24 protein-coding genes are annotated in these 22,621 nt (G+C 62.4%); 15 read left to right on the top strand and 9 right to left on the bottom strand.

Going from position 1 to position 22,621, the window contains the following annotated elements:
• Positions 1–49: 49 nt before the first annotated feature.
• Positions 50–2,443 (bottom strand): ATP-dependent Clp protease ATP-binding subunit ClpA, encoded by a 2,394-nt coding sequence (gene clpA, locus AAC850_RS08040; RefSeq protein ID WP_340588187.1) that lies wholly within the window; start codon positions 2,441–2,443, stop codon positions 50–52.
• Between the two features lie 195 nt (positions 2,444–2,638).
• Positions 2,639–2,845, bottom strand: coding sequence for a DUF1192 domain-containing protein (locus tag AAC850_RS08035; RefSeq protein ID WP_340588186.1), 207 nt, complete (start codon positions 2,843–2,845; stop codon positions 2,639–2,641).
• Between the two features lie 106 nt (positions 2,846–2,951).
• On the opposite strand from AAC850_RS08035, the gene AAC850_RS08030 reads away from it, so the two are divergent.
• Complete coding sequence (locus AAC850_RS08030; protein ID WP_340588185.1) at positions 2,952–3,977, top strand: NAD(P)H-quinone oxidoreductase; 1,026 nt, start codon at positions 2,952–2,954, stop codon at positions 3,975–3,977.
• A gap of 143 nt (positions 3,978–4,120) precedes the next feature.
• The gene (locus AAC850_RS08025; protein WP_340588543.1) at positions 4,121–4,858 is read left to right on the top strand and encodes a cell cycle transcriptional regulator TrcR; all 738 of its coding nucleotides are present in this window, start codon (positions 4,121–4,123) and stop codon (positions 4,856–4,858) included.
• A gap of 110 nt (positions 4,859–4,968) precedes the next feature.
• On the opposite strand, the gene AAC850_RS08020 is transcribed toward AAC850_RS08025, so the two are convergent.
• Complete coding sequence (locus AAC850_RS08020) at positions 4,969–5,370, bottom strand: bactofilin family protein (protein ID WP_340588184.1); 402 nt, start codon at positions 5,368–5,370, stop codon at positions 4,969–4,971.
• Complete coding sequence (locus AAC850_RS08015) at positions 5,363–6,475, bottom strand: M23 family metallopeptidase (RefSeq protein WP_340588183.1); 1,113 nt, start codon at positions 6,473–6,475, stop codon at positions 5,363–5,365. The genes AAC850_RS08020 and AAC850_RS08015 overlap by 8 nt, the downstream gene beginning before the upstream one ends.
• A gap of 348 nt (positions 6,476–6,823) precedes the next feature.
• Between AAC850_RS08015 and AAC850_RS08010 the strand changes: the two genes are divergently transcribed.
• The 9 genes from AAC850_RS08010 (at position 6,824) to AAC850_RS07970 (ending at position 14,336) form a co-directional block, all read left to right on the top strand.
• A complete protein-coding gene (locus AAC850_RS08010) occupies positions 6,824–8,089 on the top strand; it encodes a glutamate-5-semialdehyde dehydrogenase (protein ID WP_422723184.1) in 1,266 nt (421 codons plus the stop codon).
• Between the two features lie 13 nt (positions 8,090–8,102).
• Entirely contained in the window at positions 8,103–8,768 is a 666-nt protein-coding gene (locus AAC850_RS08005) for a nicotinate-nucleotide adenylyltransferase (RefSeq protein WP_340588181.1), read from the top strand.
• A 62-nt stretch (positions 8,769–8,830) separates the two neighbouring features.
• Positions 8,831–9,301: a ribosome silencing factor gene (gene rsfS, locus AAC850_RS08000; RefSeq protein WP_422723183.1), complete on the top strand. Its 471-nt coding sequence runs from the start codon at positions 8,831–8,833 to the stop codon at positions 9,299–9,301.
• 245 nt (positions 9,302–9,546) lie between these two features.
• Positions 9,547–9,969 carry a 23S rRNA (pseudouridine(1915)-N(3))-methyltransferase RlmH gene (locus AAC850_RS07995; protein WP_340588180.1) on the top strand — a complete coding sequence of 141 codons (423 nt, stop codon included), beginning with the start codon at positions 9,547–9,549 and terminating at the stop codon, positions 9,967–9,969.
• 4 nt (positions 9,970–9,973) lie between these two features.
• Positions 9,974–11,200: a murein hydrolase activator EnvC family protein gene (locus tag AAC850_RS07990; protein ID WP_340588179.1), complete on the top strand. Its 1,227-nt coding sequence runs from the start codon at positions 9,974–9,976 to the stop codon at positions 11,198–11,200.
• Positions 11,201–11,312: 112 nt separating this feature from the next.
• Positions 11,313–12,647 (top strand): S41 family peptidase, encoded by a 1,335-nt coding sequence (locus AAC850_RS07985; RefSeq protein WP_340588178.1) that lies wholly within the window; start codon positions 11,313–11,315, stop codon positions 12,645–12,647.
• A gap of 23 nt (positions 12,648–12,670) precedes the next feature.
• Positions 12,671–13,126 (top strand): disulfide bond formation protein B, encoded by a 456-nt coding sequence (locus AAC850_RS07980; RefSeq protein WP_340588177.1) that lies wholly within the window; start codon positions 12,671–12,673, stop codon positions 13,124–13,126.
• Positions 13,123–13,641: a demethoxyubiquinone hydroxylase family protein gene (locus tag AAC850_RS07975; RefSeq protein ID WP_340588176.1), complete on the top strand. Its 519-nt coding sequence runs from the start codon at positions 13,123–13,125 to the stop codon at positions 13,639–13,641. Before AAC850_RS07980 ends, AAC850_RS07975 begins: the two co-directional genes overlap by 4 nt.
• 86 nt (positions 13,642–13,727) lie before the next feature.
• Positions 13,728–14,336 carry a hypothetical protein gene (locus AAC850_RS07970; RefSeq protein ID WP_340588175.1) on the top strand — a complete coding sequence of 203 codons (609 nt, stop codon included), beginning with the start codon at positions 13,728–13,730 and terminating at the stop codon, positions 14,334–14,336.
• A gap of 4 nt (positions 14,337–14,340) precedes the next feature.
• On the opposite strand, the gene fabI is transcribed toward AAC850_RS07970, so the two are convergent.
• The 3 genes from fabI to AAC850_RS07955 all read right to left on the bottom strand — a co-directional run bounded on the left by fabI (position 14,341) and on the right by AAC850_RS07955 (position 17,201).
• On the bottom strand, positions 14,341–15,144 hold the full coding sequence (gene fabI, locus AAC850_RS07965) for an enoyl-ACP reductase FabI (protein ID WP_340588174.1): 804 nt from the start codon (positions 15,142–15,144) through the stop codon (positions 14,341–14,343).
• Positions 15,141–16,181, bottom strand: a complete 1,041-nt coding sequence (locus tag AAC850_RS07960) for a YihY/virulence factor BrkB family protein (RefSeq protein ID WP_340588173.1) — start codon at positions 16,179–16,181, stop codon at positions 15,141–15,143. The genes fabI and AAC850_RS07960 overlap by 4 nt, the downstream gene beginning before the upstream one ends.
• A 63-nt stretch (positions 16,182–16,244) precedes the next feature.
• Positions 16,245–17,201: a DnaJ C-terminal domain-containing protein gene (locus AAC850_RS07955; RefSeq protein WP_340588172.1), complete on the bottom strand. Its 957-nt coding sequence runs from the start codon at positions 17,199–17,201 to the stop codon at positions 16,245–16,247.
• A 204-nt stretch (positions 17,202–17,405) separates the two neighbouring features.
• On the opposite strand from AAC850_RS07955, the gene pdxH reads away from it, so the two are divergent.
• The 3 genes from pdxH to AAC850_RS07940 are packed head-to-tail and all read left to right on the top strand — an operon-like array spanning position 17,406 to position 19,758.
• The gene (pdxH, locus tag AAC850_RS07950) at positions 17,406–18,008 is read left to right on the top strand and encodes a pyridoxamine 5'-phosphate oxidase (RefSeq protein ID WP_340588541.1); all 603 of its coding nucleotides are present in this window, start codon (positions 17,406–17,408) and stop codon (positions 18,006–18,008) included.
• Positions 18,005–18,940, top strand: coding sequence for a cation diffusion facilitator family transporter (locus AAC850_RS07945; protein ID WP_340588171.1), 936 nt, complete (start codon positions 18,005–18,007; stop codon positions 18,938–18,940). The genes pdxH and AAC850_RS07945 overlap by 4 nt, the downstream gene beginning before the upstream one ends.
• Positions 18,937–19,758, top strand: coding sequence for a PhzF family phenazine biosynthesis protein (locus tag AAC850_RS07940; RefSeq protein WP_340588169.1), 822 nt, complete (start codon positions 18,937–18,939; stop codon positions 19,756–19,758). The genes AAC850_RS07945 and AAC850_RS07940 overlap by 4 nt, the downstream gene beginning before the upstream one ends.
• Here AAC850_RS07940 and AAC850_RS07935 read toward each other — a convergent pair.
• Positions 19,743–20,891, bottom strand: a complete 1,149-nt coding sequence (locus AAC850_RS07935; protein ID WP_340588168.1) for a serine hydrolase domain-containing protein — start codon at positions 20,889–20,891, stop codon at positions 19,743–19,745. The genes AAC850_RS07940 and AAC850_RS07935 overlap by 16 nt on opposite strands.
• Before the next feature lie 32 nt (positions 20,892–20,923).
• Between AAC850_RS07935 and AAC850_RS07930 the strand changes: the two genes are divergently transcribed.
• Positions 20,924–21,271, top strand: coding sequence for a hypothetical protein (locus tag AAC850_RS07930; RefSeq protein WP_340588167.1), 348 nt, complete (start codon positions 20,924–20,926; stop codon positions 21,269–21,271).
• Between the two features lie 9 nt (positions 21,272–21,280).
• Here the strand turns inward: AAC850_RS07930 and mnmA are convergent, their stop codons facing one another.
• Positions 21,281–22,444 carry a tRNA 2-thiouridine(34) synthase MnmA gene (gene mnmA, locus AAC850_RS07925; protein WP_340588166.1) on the bottom strand — a complete coding sequence of 388 codons (1,164 nt, stop codon included), beginning with the start codon at positions 22,442–22,444 and terminating at the stop codon, positions 21,281–21,283.
• Between the last annotated feature and the right edge of the window lie 177 nt (positions 22,445–22,621).

Below are 22,621 nucleotides of genomic sequence, written 5' to 3'. Positions count from 1 at the left end.
TGCGCCAGCCTAGCGAGCGCGATGCCCGTCGCCTAGCGCCAATTATGCGTCATTCCTTGCCGCTATCGTCCTTGTCGCCGCCATCCTTGTCAGCCGCGGAAGTATCGGGCTTTTTCTTGGCCGAAGCCTTCTTCGCCGCAGCCTTGCGCTTTGGCTTGGCCTTGCCCTTGGGCGGTGCGGGGGTGAGTTCGAAGGCGAGCTTTTCGTCCTTCACGCTCACATGCACCTCGCCGCCACTGGCGAGCTTACCGAACAGCAACTCCTCGGCGAGCGGCTGCTTGACCTTTTCCTGGATCAGGCGTGACATCGGGCGGGCACCCATCAGCTTATCGTAACCGCGCTTGCCCAGCCATTCGCGCGCATCGCCATCGAACTGGATATGCACGTTCTGCTCGGCCAGCTGCAATTCGAGCTGGAGGATGAACTTGTCGACCACGCGGCTGATCGTTTCCGGGCCGAGGTAGGAGAACGGCACCACGGCATCGAGACGGTTGCGGAATTCGGGGGTGAACATCTTTTTCACCGCTTCCTCGCTCGCCTCGGTCTTCTGCCCTGCGCCAAAGCCTATGCCCTGCTTGGCCGCATCCGATGCACCGGCGTTGGTCGTCATGATGAGGACCACGTTGCGGAAATCGACGGTCTTGCCGTGATGGTCGGTCAGCTTGCCGTTATCCATCACCTGCAGCAGGATATTGAACAGGTCGGGGTGCGCCTTCTCGATCTCGTCGAGCAGCAGGACGCAATGCGGGTGCTGGTCGATGGCATCGGTGAGCAATCCGCCCTGGTCGTAGCCGACATAGCCCGGAGGCGCACCGATCAGACGCGATACGCTGTGACGCTCCATATATTCGGACATGTCGAACCGCTTGAGCTCGATACCCATGATGCTGGCGAGCTGGCGCGCGACTTCGGTCTTGCCGACGCCGGTGGGGCCGGAGAACAGGAACGAGCCGATGGGCTTGTCCGCCTCGCGCAAGCCCGCGCGGCTCAGCTTCATGGCGACCGACAGCCGCTCGATAGCCTCGTCCTGCCCGTAGACAACGCGCTTCAGGTCCTTGTCGAGACTGCCGAGCGCCTTCTTGTCGTCCTTGCTGACCGACTTGGGCGGAATCCGCGCCATGGTCGCCACGACCTTCTCGATCTCCTTGGCGGTGATCGTCTTGCGGCGGCGGCTGGGCGGGACCAGCATCTGCATCGCACCGACCTCATCGATCACGTCAATTGCCTTGTCGGGCAGCTTGCGGTCATTGATATAGCGCGCGCTCATTTCGACCGCGGTCTTGATGGCGTCGGGCGTATATTTGACCTTGTGATGTTCCTCGAACGCGCTGCGCAGGCCCTTGAGGATCTTGATCGTATCCTCGACCGTCGGCTCGTTCACATCGATCTTCTGGAACCGGCGCAACAACGCGCGATCCTTTTCGAAGTGATTGCGGAATTCCTTGTAGGTGGTCGAACCGATGCAGCGGATCGCTCCGCTCGACAGCGCGGGCTTGAGCAGGTTGGATGCATCCATTGCCCCGCCGCTGGTTGCACCCGCGCCGATCACGGTGTGGATTTCATCAATAAATAGAATGGCTTCCGGCAACTTTTCGAGTTCGTTGACGACCTGCTTGAGCCGTTCCTCGAAGTCGCCGCGATAGCGTGTACCGGCCAGCAGTGCGCCCATGTCGAGCGAATAGATGATCGCCGGCTCGAGCACTTCGGGAACGTCGCCTTCGACGATCTTGCGCGCGAGCCCTTCGGCAATCGCGGTCTTGCCGACGCCGGGATCGCCGACATAGAGCGGGTTGTTCTTCGAACGGCGGCACAGGATCTGGACCGTGCGGTCCACCTCCGGTCCGCGGCCGATCAGCGGGTCGATCCGCCCGTCGAGAGCCTTCTGGTTGAGATTGACGCAGAACTGGTCGAGCGCCGAATCCTTCTTCTTGTCAGGCTTTTCCTCGGTTCGCGTCTGGCTATCGTCCTCGGCACCTTCGACCGAGCGGTTCTCGATCTGGCGGCCGCCCTTGCCGATGCCGTGGCTTATGAAGCTGACTGCATCCAGCCGGCTCATATCCTGCTGCTGGAGGAAATAGACCGCGTAGGAGTCGCGCTCGGAGAACAGGGCGACCAGCACGTTGGCGCCCGTCACCATGTCCTTGCCCGAAGACTGGACGTGCAGGATCGCGCGCTGGATCACCCGCTGGAAGCCAGCGGTCGGCTGCGGATCGGCGTCTTCTTCGGTCTTGAGCGACTGGTATTCCTGGTCGAGATATTGCCGGACGACGCCGGTCAGTTCCTCGGCATCGACACCGCAGGCGGCCATCACCTCGGCGGCGTCGGTGTCATCGACCAGCGCCAGCAACAAGTGCTCGAGCGTGGCGTATTCGTGGCTCCGATCGATCGCGTGCTGGATCGCATTGTGGAGTGTCTTCTCGAGGTTCTGTGCGAAACTTGGCATCAGGATCCTTGGTTCTGGCTTGGCGAGCCGCGTTGAGGCCACTTGTATTCAATCAAGGAGATTGCGCGGCCCATGGTTAATATCCGCCTAACGTGGCGGGTGAAGTGGTGGTTAGGCACACCGACATCATTCTTATGAGGGATATGGTGCGCTGCAGCGCGGATTTGAAGGGGTCCGAAAGGCCGGGACGGCCCATCAATCGGTTTCCCTCGGTCGGAACAGCGAGTCTGCGATCTTACGATGATCGGCGGCCTTGGCGTGATGTGTCCGAACCCGCTCGATCTCCGATTCCAGCAACTGGATGCGCGCAATCAACTCGTCTTGCGAGTAGGTGTCGAGCGCCTCGCCGGCCAGCTGGCTGGCGGCATCCGATCGCATACGGGGAAGGTCGTCGTCTTCCATCACACCATTCTTTCTTACGGCAGCAACAATCCCCGCCCACCCGCTTGCTGTCAATGGGAGCGGCCATTAGGGGTGGGGAAACGGATCGGGCGCCAACGGGGAAATCATGACCAGCGGAAATTCGCCAAATCAGCTGCCGGAGCGCATGTCGGCGGTCGAGATTACCGAACCGGGCGGGCCCGAGGTGTTGCAGATCGCCATGCGCCCTGTGCCCAGGCCCGGACCGGGCGAAGTGCTGGTGAAGGTCAGCCATGCGGGCGTAAACCGTCCCGATTGCCTGCAGCGCAGGGGCATCTATCCGCCACCGCCGGGTGCGTCGGACATTCCGGGACTCGAGATTGCAGGAGAGGTAATCCTGCTGGGTGAAGGCGTCGATCCGGGCGAATTGGGCAAGAATGTCTGCGCGCTGGTGTCCGGCGGGGGATATGCCGAGTATTGCCTTGCCCGGCCCGAACACTGCCTGCCCGTGGCGGACGGGATGGACATGGCAGAGGCCGCCGCCCTGCCGGAAACGATGTTCACCGTGTGGCACAATGTCTTCCAGCGCGGATATGCCCGCGACGGCGAAATGCTGCTTGTACATGGCGGAACGAGCGGCATCGGGACGACAGCGATCAAACTCGCAAAACTGTTCAGCCTCGATGTGATCGCCACCAGCGGGTCGGACGACAAGTGTGCTGCCGCGCTAGCAACGGGTGCCGACCACGCGATCAACTACAAGACCGAGGATTTCTCCGCCAGGGTGCTGGAGATTACCGAAGGTCGAGGCTGTGACCTGATCCTCGACATGGTTGCGGGCGACTACACGCAGCGCAATCTCGATTGTCTCGCGGAAGATGGCAGGCTGGTGGTGATAGCAGTACAGGGCGGGATGCAGTCGGACATCAACATGGCGAAGCTGATGGTGAAGCGCCATACCGTCACCGGCTCCACCATGCGCGCGCGCAGCCATGTCTTCAAAGGACTTGTCGCGGATGAGCTGTTCCGTGAAGTCTGGCCGTTGGTCGAACAGGGTGATCTGCGCCCGTTGATGGACCGCACTTTCCCGCTTGAGGACGCCGCGGCAGCTCATGCTCGCATGGAAGCGGGTGAGCATGTCGGCAAGATCGTTCTGGCGATCGCATCCGGCTGACCGACAGGCCTGCTCCGCAACTACGGCACAAATGCTTGCCCATCGGCAGCAAAGAGCCTACATGATCGCAGACGATGGCCGTCCCGTGAGGGGCGGCCCTTTTATTTCGGAGAGATATCGTGGCTGATCAGCCCAAGCCCCTCATGCCTCACGCCACTGCCAGCTGGCTGGTGGACAACACTGCCCTCAGCTTCACGCAGATCGCGGACTTCTGCGGCCTGCATATCCTTGAAGTGCAGGCGATGGCGGATGACCTTGCCAGTTCCAAGTATACCGGACGCGACCCGGTGCATTCGGGCGAGCTGACCCATGAGGAAATCGAACGCGGCCAGGCCGATGCCGAATATTCGCTGGTCATGCAAAAGGCTCCGGTCGATGTCAGCCGCACCAAGGGTCCGCGCTACACGCCGGTGAGCAAGCGGCAGGACAAGCCTGACGGCATCGCTTGGATCCTGCGCAACCATCCGGAAATTTCCGATGCGCAGATCGGCCGTTTGATCGGCACCACGCGCAATACGATCAATGCGATCCGTGAACGCAGCCACTGGAACATCCAAAACATCCAACCCAAGGATCCGGTGACGCTGGGCCTGTGTTCGCAGCGTGAACTCGATACGGCTGTTGCCAAGGCCGCCAAGCGCGCGGTCGCTGCTGCGCCTGCTCCTGCAGAAGATGCAGTGGAAGAAAGCGAAGCCCCGGCACCTCCGCTCGATCCGCGCGGCGACAAGGAAAAGCTGATCGCAGAATTGCGCCAGGAACGTGACGAGGCAGCAAAGGCTGCTGTCGAAGCTGCGCAGGAAGCTGAAGCCGAAGCATGGCTGGAAGCCAAGCGCGAGTCCGAAGCCAATCCGGCTCCCGAGCCAGGCCCGGACGACCTGTAAGAAAAGCAAACCCAACGAAGCGGTGCCCAGCGCCGTTTGGTGCGTACAAATAAAAGGGGGCGGCCTGCATAGGACCGCCCCTCTCCCCTCCACAAACTGATATCAGCTGGTCAGCCGGCGAGCGACATCGTCGGCTCGGCCGGGCCTTTCGTCTCGGTAGCAGGCTGGCCGGCAGCTTTCTGCTTCTTGGCGCCGAGCGGAGCGAAACGTCCGTCGACATTTGCGCCTTGTTCAATCGTCAGCGTTTCGTAACTTACGTCGCCATCGATCTTTGCGCTTTTCAGGACAACGAGGTCGCGGGCTTCGATCTTGCCGCTAACTTCGCCAGAAAGGCGTGCGCTTTCGGCTTTGACCTCACCCTCGATGCGGCTCGATTCACCCTGCACCAGTGAAGCGCAGGTGATGTCGCCGATGACCCTGCCATCGACATGCAGGTCGACCGTGGCTTCGATATTGCCGCGAATGGTGACGTCGGGACCGATCACCGAGAATGTGCTGCCGCCATTAGCCATTGGTCGTGGTCCTGCTCGTGGTGGAGCCAGGTGCGAATTCTGCTCGGGCTTCTTCGAGAACATGGGGGGCTGTCTCCAGGAAGGGCCGCGGGTTTACTGCGCGGCCATTGATGCGCACTTCAAAGTGCAAGTGCGGGCCGGTTGAACGGCCGGTGCTGCCAATGGCACCGATCACTGCGCCAGCGGCAATTTCTGTGCCGACACGGGTATTGAACCGCGACATGTGGGCATAACGTGTGACCATGCCCGAACCGTGGCTGATCTCGACTACGTTGCCATAACCGGACTTGACGCCAACAAAGCTGACCCTGCCAGCAGCGGCGGCATGGATCGGAGCGCCATGCGGGGCGCGGAAATCGAGCCCGCTATGCATTGCGCCGCTGCCATTGAAGGGATCGCGGCGATAGCCGAAGCCCGAAGAAATCGAGTTGATGTCGGCGGGCATGACCTGCGGGATGACCTCGAGACCGCGCTCCAGCGCGCTCATCCGGGCAAGGCTGAGGCCCAGCCGCTCGAACCGCGGATCGAGCGAGCCGTCGGCTTCGGTCGAAAGGGATTCAAACGGACCACCCATCGCGGTGTCGTCTGCGGCAACAACCACGCGCGGATCAAGGCCGAGAGTGCGGATAGCCTCCTCGGCGCGGGCCGAGCGGCGGTCGGCATAGCGCGTCAGCGCCTCGACAAAAGCAAGCTGCCGCGCCTCGATTTCCGCTAGGCCAACAGCCTCGGGGAAGACTTCGCGGATCATGCTGATCAATTCGCGCGATTCAGCCGTGCTGTCCGTCACGGACTCGCCATCTTCGCCTACCCGCACATCTTCGGGCAGCAGCGAATACATCTCTTCGAGGAATTCCTGGCGACGCTCGAGATCGGCAGTGGTTGCCGCGATATCGTCTCGATAATTGGCATAGCGATCTTCGGACTGGGCCACATGGGCTTCACGTTCGATCAGCGAAGCGCGTTCCGAACTTGCGCGGTACTGGCTGAAAGCAGCGCCACCGACCGAAGCCGCCCAGCCGAGAATTGCTACCAGCGCGAGGCCGGCAGCAACCATTTGCACGCGAGAAGTAATGGTGATGAAGCGGACCTGCCCCTGGGAGCGCATGAAAAATTCGCGCTCCGGGAAAAAGGCCCTTAAGCGATCCCAAAAACCGCTTGCGGCTGAATGTTGCAAAACGACCCCGTCCGTTGTTTTGTGACTTTTTGTTTGTGAACGTTTGCATACCCGAGCCAGCCCTGAGGTCGAGTCAGACTGTTAACAGTTGGGTCGAATCGAACCCGCAATGCGACGAATCGATGGACAGGGTAAAATTTTTGCAAATTTTTCGGGAACCAAATGCGGATCAGGCGATTCGCCGCTGCCGTTTGACGCCGATCACACGGCTTTTCCCATATTCACCAATTGCGCACTGACAGTGTTGGTTGGCAATGGTAAGGCGCGCGCATGAATGACATGAGCAAAACCATCGACTCCCCCGAAGCCCTTATCGCCGAGCTTGCGCAGCAAGGCCGTGCGGCACAGCGAAAGCTGGCGCGTGCCAGCGATGCGGAGAAATCCGCCGCGCTGACCGCCGCCGCTGCTTCGATACGCGCCGCCCAGGGCGAGATCCTCGCCGCCAATGCCAAGGATGTGGCCGCCGGTGAGGCGAACGGCCTTTCAGGAGCCATGCTGGACCGGTTGAAACTCGACGCAGAGCGGCTCGAGGGGATTGCCAGCGCCATTGAAAACGTCGCATCGCTGCCCGATCCGGTCGGCGAAGAGATCGACCGCTCGCAGGCGCCTGCCGGCATGACACTGGTGCGTCGCCGCATACCGATCGGGCTGATCGGCATCATTTACGAAAGCCGCCCCAACGTTACCGCAGACGCGGCGGCGCTCTGCCTGCGCTCGGGCAACGCCGCCTTGCTGCGCGGTGGCAGCGAGGCGGTTCATTCAAACCGCGCTCTGCACTCGGCTTTTGCCGAGGGCGTTTCGAGCGCCGGACTGCCTGCCGACGCGATTCAGCTTCTGCCGACGCAGGACCGCGAGGCGGTGGGCGCGATGCTGAAGGCTGCAGGTCTGATCGACATGATCGTTCCGCGCGGAGGCAAAGGCCTGGTAGCCCGTGTGCAGGCCGATGCGCGCGTTCCGGTTCTCGCCCATCTCGATGGCATTTGTCACACCTACATCCACGCCGACGCCGACGCGGATATGGCGCGCGAAGTAGCGGTCAATGCCAAGATGCGCCGCACCGGGATTTGCGGAGCCATGGAGACGCTTCTGATCGACGCCGCTTTTCCAGCCGCTGCGCAAGTGATCGACGCACTTGCCGGGTCCGGCTGCGAATTGCGCGGCAACAAGCGCGCGCAGGCGGTCGACAGCAGGGTCAAGGCGGCAAGCGACGAGGATTGGGACACCGAATATCTCGACGCCACGCTGTCGGTTGCGATTGTCGACGGACTGGACGCGGCGATGGATCATATCGCGGCCCATTCCTCGGGCCATACCGACGTGATCATTACCGCTGATGACGCGGCGGCTGAACGGTTCCTTGCCGAAGTCGACAGCGCTATCGTGATGCACAACGCGTCCAGCCAATTCGCCGATGGCGGCGAATTCGGCCTTGGCGCGGAAATCGGAATTGCCACCGGACGGCTCCACGCACGCGGGCCGGTCGCGCTCGAAGGGCTGACAACCTATAAATGGCAGGTTCTCGGGCAGGGCCAGGCGCGCGCGTGACAGGCACCCGCGCTTGAAACGATCGGGTCCCATCACCGGCCTGTTGGGCGGCAGCTTCAATCCCGCCCACGCGGGCCATCGCCGCATCACGCTGTTTACTATCGACGCACTTGGGCTCGACGAGGCGTGGTGGATGGTTTCGCCCGGTAATCCGCTCAAGCCCAGGAAGGGCATGGCACCGCTGACAGCTCGCGTCCGCTCGGCCAAGGCGATGAGCCGCAATGCGCGCATCCGCGTGACCGCTATCGAGCAGCAATTGGGCACGCGCTACACGATCGATACCCTGCGCGCCCTGATGCGGCGTTATCCCAAGCGGCGCTTCGTATGGCTAATGGGTTCGGACAATCTCGCCCAATTGCACCGCTGGAAAGACTGGCGGAGGATTGCGCGGTCCATGCCCATTGCCGTTATTGCCCGCCCGGGTTATGAAGAGGCTGCTGTTGCGAGCCCCGCGATGGCCTGGTTGCGGCGTTACCGGCTGCCTGCATCCGGATTGCGAAGCCGGCGCGAATGGAGCGCTCCTGCGCTGATAGAACTGCGTTTCGATCCCGATCCCCGTTCGGCAACAGCTATCCGCCGGGCAGATCCGCATTGGGCAAAGCGGTATTCCAACCTGCCGCCCAGGGATGAAGTGACGCACTCCCTCATTCACAATTCTTTGCAGGAGCAGACGGCGTAATGCGCTCATGCTCTTGCGAAAGGCGTGTGCCATTCCCACCATCAGGAGCATGATTATTAGCGATGACCCAGGCCAGCAGCGAAACGCGCGCAGGCGCCACCACGTCCGGCACAGCCAGCTCAGCCAATTCCATTATGACCATGTCCGATAAACCCGTCACCGAAGGGCTTCCCGAAACGGAGCCCGGCTCGTTGCACGAACTGATCATCAACCAGCTGGATGACGATCAGGCGCAGGAACTCGTCTCCATACCGCTCGAAGGCAAGAGCTCGATTGCCGATCACATGGTGATCGCATCGGGGCGCTCGACCCGGCAGGTCGCGGCGATGGCGCAGAAGCTGGCCGAGAAGATCAAGCATTCGGGCGAGCCATCTCCCCGTATCGAAGGTCTGCCCGCCGCAGACTGGGTGCTGATCGACGCCGGCGATGTGGTCGTTCACCTGTTCCGCCCCGAAGTACGCGGTTTCTACAACCTCGAGCGGATGTGGGGCTTTGGCGAAGACGGCGAGACACGACAGATGGGCAGCGCCTGACTTTGCTTGCGTTCGCCCATCCGGGCGAACGTCCTCGCTCAGTGGGCAGGCAAGCTGCCCCCGCTGCGGACGGCCATTCGGCCTTTGTCAGATGCTCATCGCATCTGAATGCGGCCCGCTTCGCTTCACAGTTGTAGAATCGGTGCCTAAGAGGCGTCGACAGCCCGCGACCGCGGGCCGCGCTTTGGGGCGAAGCCACGCGGCGCGGCTGCGCTCCGCCCGGCGTTTGAGGGACTAGGCAAGCAATGCTCCTGCACATCATCGCTCGCGGCAAGATTGCCCGTTCGCCCGAGGCCGAGCTGGTTGAGCGTTATGCCAAGCGGCTCACTTGGCCCCACAAGCTTACGGAATTGCCCGAGACAGGCGGCCGCATTCCCGATCCGCAGACGCCGTTCAAGACCGTGCTCCTCGATGAAAAAGGCAAGAATCTTGGCTCGGAGGACTTTGCCACCATTCTCCAGCGTTGGCGCGATGACGGGATGCGCGAATGCCGGTTCATCATCGGAGCGGCGGACGGGCATTCGGAAGAGGAACGTGCGTCGGCGGATCTGCTTCTCAGCTTCGGCAAGGCGACGTGGCCGCATCTGCTGGCCCGCGCCATGCTGATGGAACAATTGTTCCGGGCCACGGCCATCCTTGCCGGACACCCCTATCATCGGGCAGGATAGCGCCATGCTGCGCTTCGATCACCGCCTGATCCTTCTCGCCGGTTCGGCGCTGTTGTTCGCAGCTGCCGCCACCGCGCAGCGCGCGCCGGTTTACGACAGCAGCGAAGAAACACGCATTGCCCTCGCCAAGGCACTCGAAGAACGCCGCGCTGCCGAAGCGCGCAGCGAAAGGCTGGAAGCCGAGGCTGCGCAGGCCGAAGGTGAGGCCGACCGCGCCGCGCGCGAGACAGCAGCGATTGCCGCGCGAATCCAGCAGGCCGAAGCGGGCATCGCCGCCGCTCAGGCGCGCATGGTAATGATCGACAGCCAGCGCTCGCAATTGCGTGAGGCATTGGGCGAGGAGCAGCGCCCGCTTATCCGCCTGACCGCCGCGCTCCAGCAATTCGCTCGCCGACCCGTGGCCTTGTCGGTCCTGCGTCCGGGCGAAGTGCGCGATGTCGTGTATCTGCGCGCCATGCTCGCCAATGCCGTGCCGCAGGTGCAGGCGAACACCGCCGGCTTGCGCACCCGCATCGACCGCGCTGCCGCGTTGCGCCGCGAAGCCGAGGTCGCCGCCGTAAGCCTTCGCGCAGAAGAGGCTGCGCTGGACGAGCGCCGCGCTCAACTTGCCGATCTCGAGAGCGCAGCACGCCTTGCTGCCCGCGCCGCTGGAGGCCGCGCCAACCGCGAAGCCGAGCGGGCATTGGCGCTTGCCGAAGAGGCGCGCGATCTCGATGGCCTGGTAGACCAGCTCGATCGCGATGGACGGCTACGCGCCCGGCTTGCTGCTTTGCCCGGTCCGAAATTGCGGCCCGCGTCACCCGGTGAGAGCCGCGCTGCCGAGGTCACCCCTACCGCGACAGCTACCCGCTCGCCCGAAGGCCGGGCTTCGATCATGCCCTACATCCTGCCCGTATCAGGCCGCCTGCTGACCGGGTTCGGCGCGCCCGAGGCCGGTGGTCTCAGCCGCGGGATCACACTTGCCCCGCTTGCCGGAGCGCAGGTCGTCGCTCCCGCGCAGGGCCGCATTGCCTTTGCCGGGCCTTATCGCGGTTACGGGCGGATCGTCATCATCGAGCATCCGGGCGGCTGGACCAGCCTCATCACCGGACTTGTGCGCAGTGATGTGGCAGTTGGTCAGGATGTCGTAGGCGGAGCGCCGCTGGGCATTGCAGGACCAAACCGCCCGACGATCACGCTGGAATTGCGGCGGCAGGGCGAGCCGGTCAACCCGCTGCTCTACACAGGCTAGCCGGAGCTCAGGCCAGTACCCTCGCAATAAGCTGATTCTGCACATCTGGCGTTAAGTGATGGTGTGAGATACACTCGAACTTGGGACAATTCCGTACAGGAACCGCCAGATCATGAAATTCGCTTCCGCCATTCGCGCCGCTGCCTTGTGCACCGCTGTTGCGCTCCTGCCTGCCACAACGGCTGGTCTTGCACAGGTCGAAGGCCGCGCGTCGCCGGAATTCGCGCGCCTGTTCGCCACCTACCAGCGCATCAAGGCAAGCTATGTCGAGCCGGTCGAAGACGAAGTGCTGATTCGCGGCGCGATCGACGGAATGCTGAGCGCGCTCGACCCGCATTCGGCCTATATCGATGGCGCTGCGCTCGAACGGCTCAACACCATGATCGACGGCAATTACCAAGGCCTCGGCATTTCCGTGCAGATGGAAGACGGCGCGGTGAAAGTCGTGTCGCCTTTCCGTGGCAGTCCGGCCGACCAGGCAGGCATCAAGGCAGGCGATTACATTACCCATATCGATGGCCAGCTGATCTACGGTCTGGAAATTGATCAGGCTGTGGCGCAGATGCGCGGACCTGCCGGCAGCAATATCGAACTCACCATCTTCCGTCCCGGACGCGAGGACAGTTTTGAAGTCGTCGTGACGCGCGGCGTTATTGAACTGGAGCCAGTCACGTGGAGCCTGATGGAAGGCAATGTCGGCCATATCCAGGTCAACGAATTCTCCGCCGATGTCGGTTCGGACGTGCGACAGGGACTGGCAGAGCTTCAGGCCCAGGCTACCGGTCGCCTGACCGGCCTCGTGCTCGATTTGCGGCGTAATCCTGGCGGTTCGCTCGATGAAGCGGTGGCCCTGTCCGACCTGTTCCTGTCCGAGGGCCAGATCGTTTCACAACGCGGCCGCCATCGCCGTGACACCATCTTCTACGACGCCGAAACGGTTTACCGCGGCGACGTGGCAGAAGGCCTGCCGATCATCGTCTTGATCGACGAAGGCTCCGCATCTGCCAGCGAGATCGTTGCTGGCGCGCTGCAGGACCACAACCGCGCGCTGGTGATGGGTGAACGCAGTTTCGGCAAGGGCAGCGTGCAGACGCTGCTCCCGCTGACCCGAGATTCGGCGCTCAAGCTGACCACGGCACGCTATTATACGCCTTCAGGCCGCAGCGTGCAGGAAGGCGGCATCGCACCGGACATTCGCGTACCGCAATTGTCAGATCCCGATGCCGAACGTCGCCAGCGCCTCGCGCTGCGGGAAAGCGATCTGCGCGGCCACCTGATCAACGAGATCGGTGTCGAGGATGATTCGCTTACCCGCGACCGGCTCGACGATCCGCGTTTCCAGCTGACCGCTGCGCAGCTGGAGGAGATGGGAATCGATGATTTCCAGCTCGACTACGCGGTGCGTACGCTTCGCCGGACATCGGGCACGAACATTGCGAGGAACTAGGTTAGCAGCCTAAAGGGCCTTGCATGACCAATCCGCTCTCCCGATCCGACAAGCTGGCCCAGCAATTTGCGCTGGCCATACCTGCGCTGTTGCTCGCCGGTGCCTATATTTCGCAATACGGCTTCGGCCTGTTTCCTTGCGAAATGTGCTGGTGGCAACGCTGGCCGCATTTCGCTGCGGTCGGGCTGGCTTTCATCTCCACCCTCGCGCCGCCCAAGCGCATGTGGATTGCACTGGCGGCGGGCGCCGTGTTGACCTCGGGCCTGATCGGGGCGTTTCACGCAGGCGTCGAATACGGCTGGTGGCAAGGCATTACCGATTGCGTGGGTAATGATTACAGGTCGTTCGAAATGGTGCGCTGCGATGTTGCGCCGTGGTCCCTGTTCGGCATTTCGCTGGCGGGATGGAATGCGCTTCTTTCCATTGGCAGCGCAGTCACCATATGGACATTGCTGGCTGCAAAGGACCGCAAGGCATGAGCACATCGCGCGAAGACATGATCCGCGTGGATCAGGCAGGCGAATTTGGCGCCACCCGCATCTATGCAGGCCAGCTGGCCGTGATGGGCGATCGCGGACCGCATTCGGCTGAAATCCGCGCCATGGCAGAACAGGAAGCCGGTCACCGGGCGGAATTCGATGCGCTGATGGCGCGGCGCGGCGTGCGGCCCACCGCCTTGCAACCGTTCTGGAATGTCGCGGGCTATGCGCTTGGCGCTGGCACGGCCCTGCTCGGTCCCGAAGCGGCGATGGCATGCACCGCGGCAGTCGAAACCGAAATCGACAAGCATTATTCGGATCAGCTTGACGAGCTGGAACGCGATGGCGACGATCCCGAACTCGCCGCGATGATCCACCGGTTTCGCGAAGACGAACGCGAACATCGCGATGCGGCGATCGAGGCCGGAGCCGAACGTGCACCTGCATACCCGCTGCTCTCTGCTGCTATCAGGCTGGGCTGCAAGGTCGCGATCAAGGTGTCGCAGAAGGTCTGACGGACTTTCGAGAAACCGCCGCGCTTCATCGCGCGTTAAACCATCAAGGCGCTGTGTCGGTGCCATATCGTATGTCGAGGAATGCCATGACCCGCTTGTTTGCCCTGCCGCTCGCTACCGCCCTTATCGGAGCTTTCGCTGCCAGCCCCGGCGCTGCGCAGGAAGATGGTGGTGACCGGGTGAACCAGGTCATCATTTTCGGTGACGACGAATGTCCGCAATCCGACGACAACACCATCACCGTCTGCGCGCGCCTCGACGAGAGCGAGCGTTTCCGCATTCCGCCCCGCCTGCGCGAAAGCAGCTCGCCCGACAATGAAAGCTGGGCACGCCGTGCGCAGAGCCTTGAGGCCGTGGGCGCATTCGGTCCGCTGTCGTGTACGCCCGCTGGTGCTGGCGGCGACCTTGGCTGTACCATGGAAATGATCGAAGCAGCCTATGCCGAGCGCGCCCAGGGCAGCGATGTCCGTATGGCAGAACTTATCGCGCTGGCGCGTGAGGAACGGCTTGCCGAGATCGATGCCGAAGCGGCTGCCACGCAGGAGCGTGTCGAAGAGCTGGAACGCGCCGAATTCGAACGCCGCCGTGCAGCACAGAGCGCAACGGTCGATGGCGAAGACGATTCGCTGCCGGAACTGGTCGATCCCGATGCGATCCCCGACGCGCCGCCAGTCGTGCCCGAAACTGACGGCTGAGCGCCTAGGTCAGCGCGATGTCGGGCGCGTCTTCCTGCTTCATGCCGACCACGTGATAGCCCGCGTCGACGTGATGGGTTTCGCCCGTCACGCCCGATGACAGGTCCGAACAGAAATACAGGCCAGCTCCGCCGACATCCTCGATCGTGACATTGCGGCGCAGAGGCGCATTCAGCTCGTTCCATTTGAGGATGTAGCGGAAATCGCCGATCCCGCTGGCTGCCAGTGTCTTGATCGGTCCGGCGCTAATCGCGTTCACGCGGATATTAACCGGGCCGAGATCATTGGCGAGATATTGCACGCTGGTTTCCAGTGCCGCCTTGGCGACACCCATGACATTGTAATGCGGCACGACCTTTTCAGCGCCGTAATAGGTCAGCGTGACGATGCTTCCACCTTCCGCCATCAGCGGCGCAGCACGCTTGGCAGCGGCGACCAGCGAATAGGCAGAGATGTTCATCGTCATCAAAAAATTGTCGAGGCTGGTGTCGACATATTTGCCGCGCAGCTCGTTCTTGTCCGAAAAGCCGATGGCATGGACGAGAAAATCCATCTTGCCCCAGCGCTTCTCGATCTCGCCAAAGGCGGTGTCCATTGCGGCCATGTCCGATACGTCGCATTCGATCAGGAAATCGCTTCCGACCTGCTCGGCCAGAGGACCGACACGTTTTTTGAGCGCCTCTCCCTGGTAGGAGAAGGCCATTTCCGCGCCTTGTTCGTGCAGCTTCTTCGCAATCCCCCATGCGAGCGACTTGTCATTCGCCAGCCCCATGATGAGACCCTTTTTGCCTGCCATCAGCCCGCTCATGCCTGCTCGTCCTCCTCGTTTGCATCTTCCGCGTCGTCCGTCGCGGCATCACCATTTTCCGTTTCCAGCCGGTTACGCCGTTCCTCGGGCGTTTCGGTCAGTGCAGCGTTCAGTTCGGCGCCTGCCACCATTCCTAAGCCCACCAGCCAGAAAAAGAAAAGCGCGATCATGAATCCTGCCAGCGAACCGTAGGTAAGATTATAGGTGAACAGGCTGCGCAACACCGGCGGCAAGGCCAGCGTTACGAGTATCCACCAGACTGTCACCAGCAGCGCGCCGGGCCATTTGGGATAGACCTTGCGGCGATAGGCCGCAGGCGTGAGCGCCACGAACAGCATCCAGATCGATCCGAACAGGCCGAGCGCAGGCACGATGCGTGACCACGCAAGCTGACCCATCGCTTCGGTCAGTTCGGGGAAGTAAGCCTGGATCACCTGCTGCGCCGCGCCGATCATCACTTGTGCGATAAGCGACAGGATTAACAGCAGAACGGCGGCAAGGATGATGCCGGTCGAGAATATGCGGTATTTCCAGAAGGCCTGTGTCGGCCGCGTTCCGTACGCGCGCCGCAGGATGTCACGGATTGTCTCGACGAGGCTTCCCACGGTCCACAGCCCGATTGCGCCACCCGCCCATAGCAACCAGCCGCTGCGCGCCTCGATCACATTGCGCGCCACCGGTTCGATCACCCCGCCCACGACGGGAGGCAGCGCAGTCAGCAAGGCATTTATGGTGGCAGCACGCTCCGCCTCTTCCCCGATGGCGGAGAAAATCGCTGCGCCGGTAATGAAGAAGGGGAAAATCGCCAAGATTGACATGTAGGCAAGGTTGCCCGCGTGGATCGTGCCATCGTTGAAAGTGCCGATCACCACCCGCTTCATGACTTCGAAAGCCCGGGTGCCGGGGCCGATCTGGCGCACGATCCGTACATGCGCCTTGGTGGCTTCCTCGGCCCGGCGTCGGCGGGCCTCGGGCGAATAGTCGGGCAGCGGCCCGCCCTGTTCTATTTCCGTGTCGGTCAATCCGTGGCGCGCCATGTCATGGACGTTTTAACAGGCGTTAGACTCCTGTCGAGCCTTCCGGGAGCGGCAATGCCCCGCCTAACCGCCCATATCGCTGCGAATATTGCTGCTATCGCGCCAGCCCTCGAGCTTTCCAGCGAGTTCGCTGACATCATCGGGCAGGTGGATTTCGAGCGTTACAAGCTGGTCGCCGCGACCGCCGCCCTTCTTGCTGAAGCCCTTGCCCTTGAGGCGCAGGACCTTGCCCGAGCTTGATCCGGGCGCGACCGTCAGCATGACAGCGCCATCGACCGTGGGGACTTTCACCTTGCCGCCATTGACCGCTTCATCGAGCGTGATCGGCAGGTCGAGCCGCACATCGTCGCCTTCGCGCCAGAAATGCGCATGCGGCTGGATATCGATCACGACGATGCCATCGCCCGCGCCGCCTGCGCCATGCTGACCCTTGCCCTTGAGGCGCATCTGCGTGCCATCCTCGACGCCTTCCGGCAGCGAAAGGTCGATTGTCTTGCCGTCGGCCAGCGTGATGCGCTGCTTGGCGCGCGTCGCGGCATCGATAAACGGCACTGCCAGCTTGTAGCGTATGTCGGCACCCTTGCGCGGTGGAGGCGGTGGTGGCTGGCGGAACCCGCCGCCCCGCGCACTTCGCGCTCCGCCGCCGCGGCCGAAAAGACCTTCGAACAGATCGCCGATATCGACATCGTCAGCGCCAAAGCCCTGGAAATCGCGCGCGGAATAACCGTTCGGCCCGCCACCGCCCGGTCGCGCGCCGCCAAAACCGCCACCGCCGCCCATGCCAAACGGCATGGCCGGATTACCATCGGCATCGATTTCACCACGGTCGAACTGCGCACGCTTGTCCTTGTCGGACAGCAGGTCATAGGCCTGCGTGACCTTGGAAAAACGCTCGGTCGCGCCGGGATTGTCCTTGTTCTTGTCCGGGTGCAATTCCTTGGCGAGCTTGCGATAGGCGGACTTGATGTCCTTCTCGCTCGCGGAACGGCTGACGCCAAGGGTGGAATAGGGATCGCTCATGGTGTGTTAGCTAGGTAATGCGGGGGGATTCGGCAAGACATGCCTTCCCTACGTATCAGACTGGGTCTAGGTCCGTAGAGATGAAGTTGGCGACCAATTCCCGCATTTCCGACCATTCGACTGGCAGCGTCGCAGGTTTTGGTGCCAGGACACTGCTCCATGTGCTCCACTTTAGATCAAGCAGTTCGACCGGTGACAGATTCAATGCCTGAAAACAGCCCCATCCCTGATGTCGAGCCACTCGCGATTTTCGACGATTGGTTCGCTGCGGCGCGAGAAAGCGAACCGAACGATTCCAATGCGATGGCATTGGCAACAGCCACGCCCCATGGCGCACCGTCGGTCCGCATGGTGCTGCTGAAAGGGCACGGAGCCGATGGCTTCGTATTCTACACCAATGCGCAAAGCCGCAAGGGTGAGGAAATTCGCGCCAACATGCAGGCCGCGCTCTTGTTTCACTGGAAGAGCCTGCGACGCCAGATCCGTATCGAAGGGCCATTGACCGAAGTCAGCAGCGAAGAGGCTGACGCCTATTTCCGTTCACGCGCTTTCGTCAGCCAGGTGGGTTCTGCGGCGAGCGACCAGTCGCGCCCGCTCGACAGCCGCCAGACCTACCTTGATCGCGTCGCCGCGCTGGAAGCCGAATATGCGCAGGCCGGAGAAGTGCCGCGCCCGCCGCATTGGACGGGCTTTCGCTGTGCGCCCAAAGCTATCGAATTCTGGCTCGACCGGCCCAACCGCCTGCACGAACGTCGCCGGTTCCTGCTTGTGGGCGACAGCTGGACAAGCACGCTGCTTTATCCATGACCGATAGCCGCGCCTTCCTTACACGCAGCGCCGCTTTCGCTTCCATCGCGGTCGCGTTGATGCTGGTGGCGCTCAAGAGCTGGGCGAGCTGGCGAACCGGCTCGACCGCCATGCTTGGCAGTCTTGCGGACAGTACGCTCGACCTGATTGCAAGTCTTGCCACGCTGGTCGGCGTGTGGATTGCAGCGCAACCGGCGGATCGCAACCACCGCTTCGGCCATGGCAAGGCAGAGGCGGTTGCGGCGCTGGTGCAGATCATGCTGATCATGCTGTCCGCCTTCGGCATCGCCATCCGGTCGATCCAGCAATTGCTGGAAGGAGCACGCGTTTCCGCAGCGGAGGAGGGCATCGGAGTCTCGATTGTCGCTATCGTGCTCACCCTTGCGCTGTTGGGCTGGCAGCGTTTCGTGCTGGCGCGCACCGGATCGGTCGCGATCGAGACCGACCATCTGCACTACAAGTCCGACCTCTTGCTCAATTTGGCGGTCATTGCGGCGCTGGTGCTCGATGCATTTGTCGGGTTTGCCCTGGCCGACCCGCTGTTCGGCCTCGCTATTGCAGCATGGCTCGCGTGGGGTGCGCGCCGTGCGTCTTCGGAAGTGGTTGCCCAATTAATGGATGAGGAATGGCCCGAGGATAAGCGCCGCGCCTTTGTCGAACGCGCTGCACGCCATCCTGAACTGGCCAATATGCACGACCTGCGTACCCGGACGAGCGGAGCGCATGATTTCGCGCAGTTCCATGTCGACTTGCCCGCCGAAATGACGGTCGAGCAGGCGCATGACATCATCGAGCGGGTCGAGGCGGATCTGTTGCAGGCCTTCCCCAATACCGAAATCCTGATCCACATCGACCCCGAAGGCCATGTCGACGAACCCGGCAATCCGCTGGTAGAAGCCGATGAATTCAAGCAGTTGAAGGACGCGAAATGACCGATCCTGTCGCAATTCCCTACTGGCACATCGACGCCTTTGCCGAGCAGGCCCTCGGCGGAAACCAGGCCGCCGTCGTGATCGTTTCCGCATGGCCGAGTGACGATGTAATGCGCGATATCGCGGCGGAAAACATGTTCGCCGAAACCGCTTTCCTGATCGCGACGCCTGATGGCGAAGCCGATTACAAGCTGCGCTGGTTCACCCCGGCGCTGGAAGTGGCCCTTTGCGGCCACGCCACACTGGCTTCGGGCCATGCGATCCTCAGTGGCGAGGCCTCACGTGACACGGTGACTTTCTCGACCCGCAAGGCGGGCGTACTCGAGGTAAGCCGTGCGGGCGAAGGTTACGAACTGGCCTTGCCTGCAATACCCACCACGCAAGCGAGCTATGATGAGGCGGTTGCATTGCTCGGGGCGGAACCGCTTGAGGTCTGGCGCAACCCCGACGGCTACAATATCTTCCTGTACGAAAACGCACTCGCCATCCGCAATCTCGACCCTGACTTGCGCGCGCTCGCCAAGCTGGGCGACGAGCAGTTCATCTGCACCGCGCCCGGCGAGAATACCGACGTGATCTCGCGCAATTTCGTGCCCGGTGCCGGGGTCGACGAAGACCCGTTCACCGGCTCTGCCCATGCGGTGCTGACGCCGTTCTGGTGCGAGCGGCTCGGGCTGGAGCAGTTCACCGCCTTTCAGGCGAGCGAGCGGGGCGGCCATGCGACCTGTCGGCTGGAACCGGGCGAAGGCGGGGACCGCGCGATCCTCGCCGGTGGCTGCGTCACCATGGTCGAAGGACGGTTCTACCTGCCGGGATAAAGCGCGAAGATATCTGCCATTTCCTCGGCGAGGCGAGCGCGTTGTGGCTGCTCGGTTACGCCAAGCCTGACGAGCACGAGTCGCTGGTCGGGTGAGACGATCATGTACTGGCCGAACCGTCCGATACCGGCGAAGATCGTTTCCGCCCCCGCGTCCCGGAATATGGCGGACGGCTCTTCCCCGCCGTGGTGGTTGAGCCACAAGGTCGCACCATAGCTCTCCGACGCGGGGCTCGGGCTGGCCATGAATTCCACCCAGCGCCGCGGCACGATCTGGGCACCTTGAACACTTCCCTTCTTGCGCAGGAAGTCGGCAAAGATTGCCCAGTCACGTGCACTTGCCCAGAACTGGCTCCCGCCGATCAGCGTGCCGCTCGCGTCGTACTCGCCCACCAGCGTTTCCATGCCGAGCGGCACTGCCAGCCGCGCATCGACGAACTCGGCCATGGACTGCTGGCGCGCGTCTGCGCTGCCATCGGGCTCGAGCAGGTCTGTCGCTATGGCGGACAGGATCATGATCGAGGGGTCGGAATAGCGGAATGTGCTCCCCGGCTCATCCTCGAGCGGCTGCGCGATTGCCCATGCTCCCATGTCATCGCGCCCTTCGAGCAACACCATGCGGTCGGTCGGATCGGCATAGATAGGGTCATTGGGTTGACCGTAGCGCAGGCCCGAACGCATTTGCAGCAGGTGTCGCAACGTCACCCCGCCACGCGGATCGCCAGTGCGCTGCCACGCGGTGATGGGAGCGGGATCATCCAGTGCCAGGCGTCCGTCAGCCACCATCATGCCGATAAGGACAGCGGTCACGTTCTTCGACAGCGACCACCCGGGAAAGATCGTTTGCTCATCGAAGCCTTCGGCATAGCGCTCGGCCACGATCTCCCCTTCACGCAAGACAAGCACGGCCTGTGTCTCGCCAATGTCGGGCGAGGTAAACAATTCGTCGACCTGCCGCGCCAGTCGCTCGCGCGAAATTCCCGGATCGACCACCACCGCTGCCATCGCTTCATCGCTGAGCGGAGGTTCGGGTGGCGGACCATCTTGCGAACAGGCGGCCAGTGCCGTAGCGAGCGCCAGCAGCAGCGCGGGCGAGCGCTTCTCGCGGCGGTTTGATGAGCTATGGAACGACATGGCAGGACCCTCTTTCACGCAGGCTCGAACGAATGGCAACGACAAAACAGGCAAGCGGAAAAAAGGCTACGCGCTTGTTGAAAATCTTGCTGCTCGTACTGCTTTTGCTGGCGGGGATCGGCTGGATTTTCCGCGCGCCCATCAGCGGTTACGGCGAACTGGCTACGGCCCATGCCGCGCGCAATGTCTGCGCCTGCCGATTCGTCGCCGGCCAGTCCGAATCGGTTTGCGAGCAGAACTTCGTGCTTGGTACGCCGCCAGTCCTGCTGGGCGAGGACGAGGAAGAGAGGAGCGTCACCGCGCAATTTCCTCCGTTCGCATCAAACACCGCAACCTATCGGGACGGATATGGCTGCGTGCTAGAGCCTTGGGACCGGTAGTCTCGTCGGTCAGGCCGGGGAGGTAGATTCGATCCAGCCGCCGCCGACAACCCTGTCACCGGCATAGATCACTGCCGCCTGTCCTGGCGCCACGCCAAATTCGGGCGAGCCGAAGCGGATGGTGACCGTAGCGCCATTTCCGATAGAACCGTTGAGCGTGATCGGCACCGGCTTCGACAGCGAGCGAACCTTCGCGGTCAATGGCGTATCGGGAAGGGGGCCGATACGGTTTGTCTCGATGATTTGCGCCGCGCCAACGGCGAGCAGGCGCTTGGGCCCTACGCGAACTTCGGCAGCCTCAGCATCGAGCGCAACAACGTAGAGCGGTTCTGCCTGCCCGCCGATTTCGAGCCCGCGCCGCTGGCCGACGGTGTAATGGATAATGCCCGGATGCTGTCCCATCACCTCGCCGGTTTCGGTATGGACGATATTGCCCGCGCGGCCCCCTTCGGGGCGCATCGCCTTGACGATCTTGGCGTAGTCGCCATCGGGGACGAAGCAGATGTCCTGGCTGTCGGGCTTGTTGGCGACGACGAGGCCGAAGCTCTCGGCGATTGCCCGCACATCGCTCTTGGGCAGGCCACCGAGCGGGAAACGCAGGTAATCGAGCTGTTCTTCGGTCGTCGCGTAGAGAAAATAGGACTGGTCGCGCGCCGGATCATGCGCACGGTGCAATTCAACGCCTGCATCGCCCATTACGCGGCGCACATAATGCCCGGTAGCGAGGCAGTCCGCACCCAGTTCACGTGCCATGCGCAGCAGGTCTGTGAACTTGGGGCCCATATTGCAGCGGATGCAGGGTATCGGTGTGCGTCCGGCGAGATATTCGTCGGCGAAGGTTTCGACCACCTCTTCGCGAAAGCTGCTTTCGTGATCGAATACGTAATGCGCGATACCCAGCCTGTCCGAAACCATGCGGGCATCGTGGATGTCATCGCCTGCGCAACACGCGCCCTTGCGCCCGGTTGCCGCGCCATAGTCATAAAGTTGCAGTGTGATGCCAATCACTTCCGCTCCGGTCTGCGCCGCCAGGGCAGCTACGACCGAGCTGTCGACCCCGCCAGACATGGCGACCACGATGCGGCAATCGCTCGCCGCGCGCGGCAAGTCGAACAGCGCTTCGGCGTTAACCGCAATCGGCAACGCGGGAATCGTGGCAGCTTCATGTGACATGGCCGCGCGCCCTACACCTTTACAGGCTGCGGCAAAAGCCCCCCGGTCCCGCTGCAGCCGTGATGTGTAACACAAGGTTAAGGCACGTTTTACCGCTTCTTGACGGTTGCGCCCTAAAGCCCGTTGTCATGTTCGAAGGGAAACCCCCCATAGCGCCCAGCGCAAATGGTTCTGACC

The sequence above is a fragment of the Erythrobacter alti genome, assembly GCF_037996805.1.
Taxonomy (GTDB): domain Bacteria; phylum Pseudomonadota; class Alphaproteobacteria; order Sphingomonadales; family Sphingomonadaceae; genus Alteraurantiacibacter; species Alteraurantiacibacter alti.
The sequence above is the reverse complement of the archived record's forward strand: the minus strand, read 5'-3'. Positions and strand labels throughout refer to the sequence as shown.

Bases quoted from the DNA above. Each gene is read 5' to 3' on its own strand.
- AAC850_RS07980 (WP_340588177.1), top strand. From the start codon at position 12,671: ATGACCAATCCGCTCTCCCGATCCGACAAGCTGGCCCAGCAATTTGCG.
- clpA (WP_340588187.1), bottom strand. From the start codon at position 2,443: ATGCCAAGTTTCGCACAGAACCTCGAGAAGACACTCCACAATGCGATC.
- fabI (WP_340588174.1), bottom strand. From the start codon at position 15,144: ATGAGCGGGCTGATGGCAGGCAAAAAGGGTCTCATCATGGGGCTGGCG.
- AAC850_RS08010 (WP_422723184.1), top strand. From the start codon at position 6,824: ATGAGCAAAACCATCGACTCCCCCGAAGCCCTTATCGCCGAGCTTGCG.
- AAC850_RS07955 (WP_340588172.1), bottom strand. From the start codon at position 17,201: ATGAGCGATCCCTATTCCACCCTTGGCGTCAGCCGTTCCGCGAGCGAG.
- mnmA (WP_340588166.1), bottom strand. From the start codon at position 22,444: ATGTCACATGAAGCTGCCACGATTCCCGCGTTGCCGATTGCGGTTAAC.
- AAC850_RS07990 (WP_340588179.1), top strand. From the start codon at position 9,974: ATGCTGCGCTTCGATCACCGCCTGATCCTTCTCGCCGGTTCGGCGCTG.
- AAC850_RS07945 (WP_340588171.1), top strand. From the start codon at position 18,005: ATGACCGATAGCCGCGCCTTCCTTACACGCAGCGCCGCTTTCGCTTCC.
- AAC850_RS07960 (WP_340588173.1), bottom strand. From the start codon at position 16,181: ATGGCGCGCCACGGATTGACCGACACGGAAATAGAACAGGGCGGGCCG.
- AAC850_RS07970 (WP_340588175.1), top strand. From the start codon at position 13,728: ATGACCCGCTTGTTTGCCCTGCCGCTCGCTACCGCCCTTATCGGAGCT.
- AAC850_RS08025 (WP_340588543.1), top strand. From the start codon at position 4,121: ATGCCTCACGCCACTGCCAGCTGGCTGGTGGACAACACTGCCCTCAGC.
- AAC850_RS07935 (WP_340588168.1), bottom strand. From the start codon at position 20,891: ATGTCGTTCCATAGCTCATCAAACCGCCGCGAGAAGCGCTCGCCCGCG.
- pdxH (WP_340588541.1), top strand. From the start codon at position 17,406: ATGCCTGAAAACAGCCCCATCCCTGATGTCGAGCCACTCGCGATTTTC.
- AAC850_RS08035 (WP_340588186.1), bottom strand. From the start codon at position 2,845: ATGGAAGACGACGACCTTCCCCGTATGCGATCGGATGCCGCCAGCCAG.
- AAC850_RS07940 (WP_340588169.1), top strand. From the start codon at position 18,937: ATGACCGATCCTGTCGCAATTCCCTACTGGCACATCGACGCCTTTGCC.
- AAC850_RS08020 (WP_340588184.1), bottom strand. From the start codon at position 5,370: ATGGCTAATGGCGGCAGCACATTCTCGGTGATCGGTCCCGACGTCACC.
- AAC850_RS07995 (WP_340588180.1), top strand. From the start codon at position 9,547: ATGCTCCTGCACATCATCGCTCGCGGCAAGATTGCCCGTTCGCCCGAG.
- AAC850_RS08030 (WP_340588185.1), top strand. From the start codon at position 2,952: ATGACCAGCGGAAATTCGCCAAATCAGCTGCCGGAGCGCATGTCGGCG.
- AAC850_RS07985 (WP_340588178.1), top strand. From the start codon at position 11,313: ATGAAATTCGCTTCCGCCATTCGCGCCGCTGCCTTGTGCACCGCTGTT.
- AAC850_RS08015 (WP_340588183.1), bottom strand. From the start codon at position 6,475: ATGCGCTCCCAGGGGCAGGTCCGCTTCATCACCATTACTTCTCGCGTG.
- rsfS (WP_422723183.1), top strand. From the start codon at position 8,831: ATGACCCAGGCCAGCAGCGAAACGCGCGCAGGCGCCACCACGTCCGGC.
- AAC850_RS07975 (WP_340588176.1), top strand. From the start codon at position 13,123: ATGAGCACATCGCGCGAAGACATGATCCGCGTGGATCAGGCAGGCGAA.
- AAC850_RS07930 (WP_340588167.1), top strand. From the start codon at position 20,924: ATGGCAACGACAAAACAGGCAAGCGGAAAAAAGGCTACGCGCTTGTTG.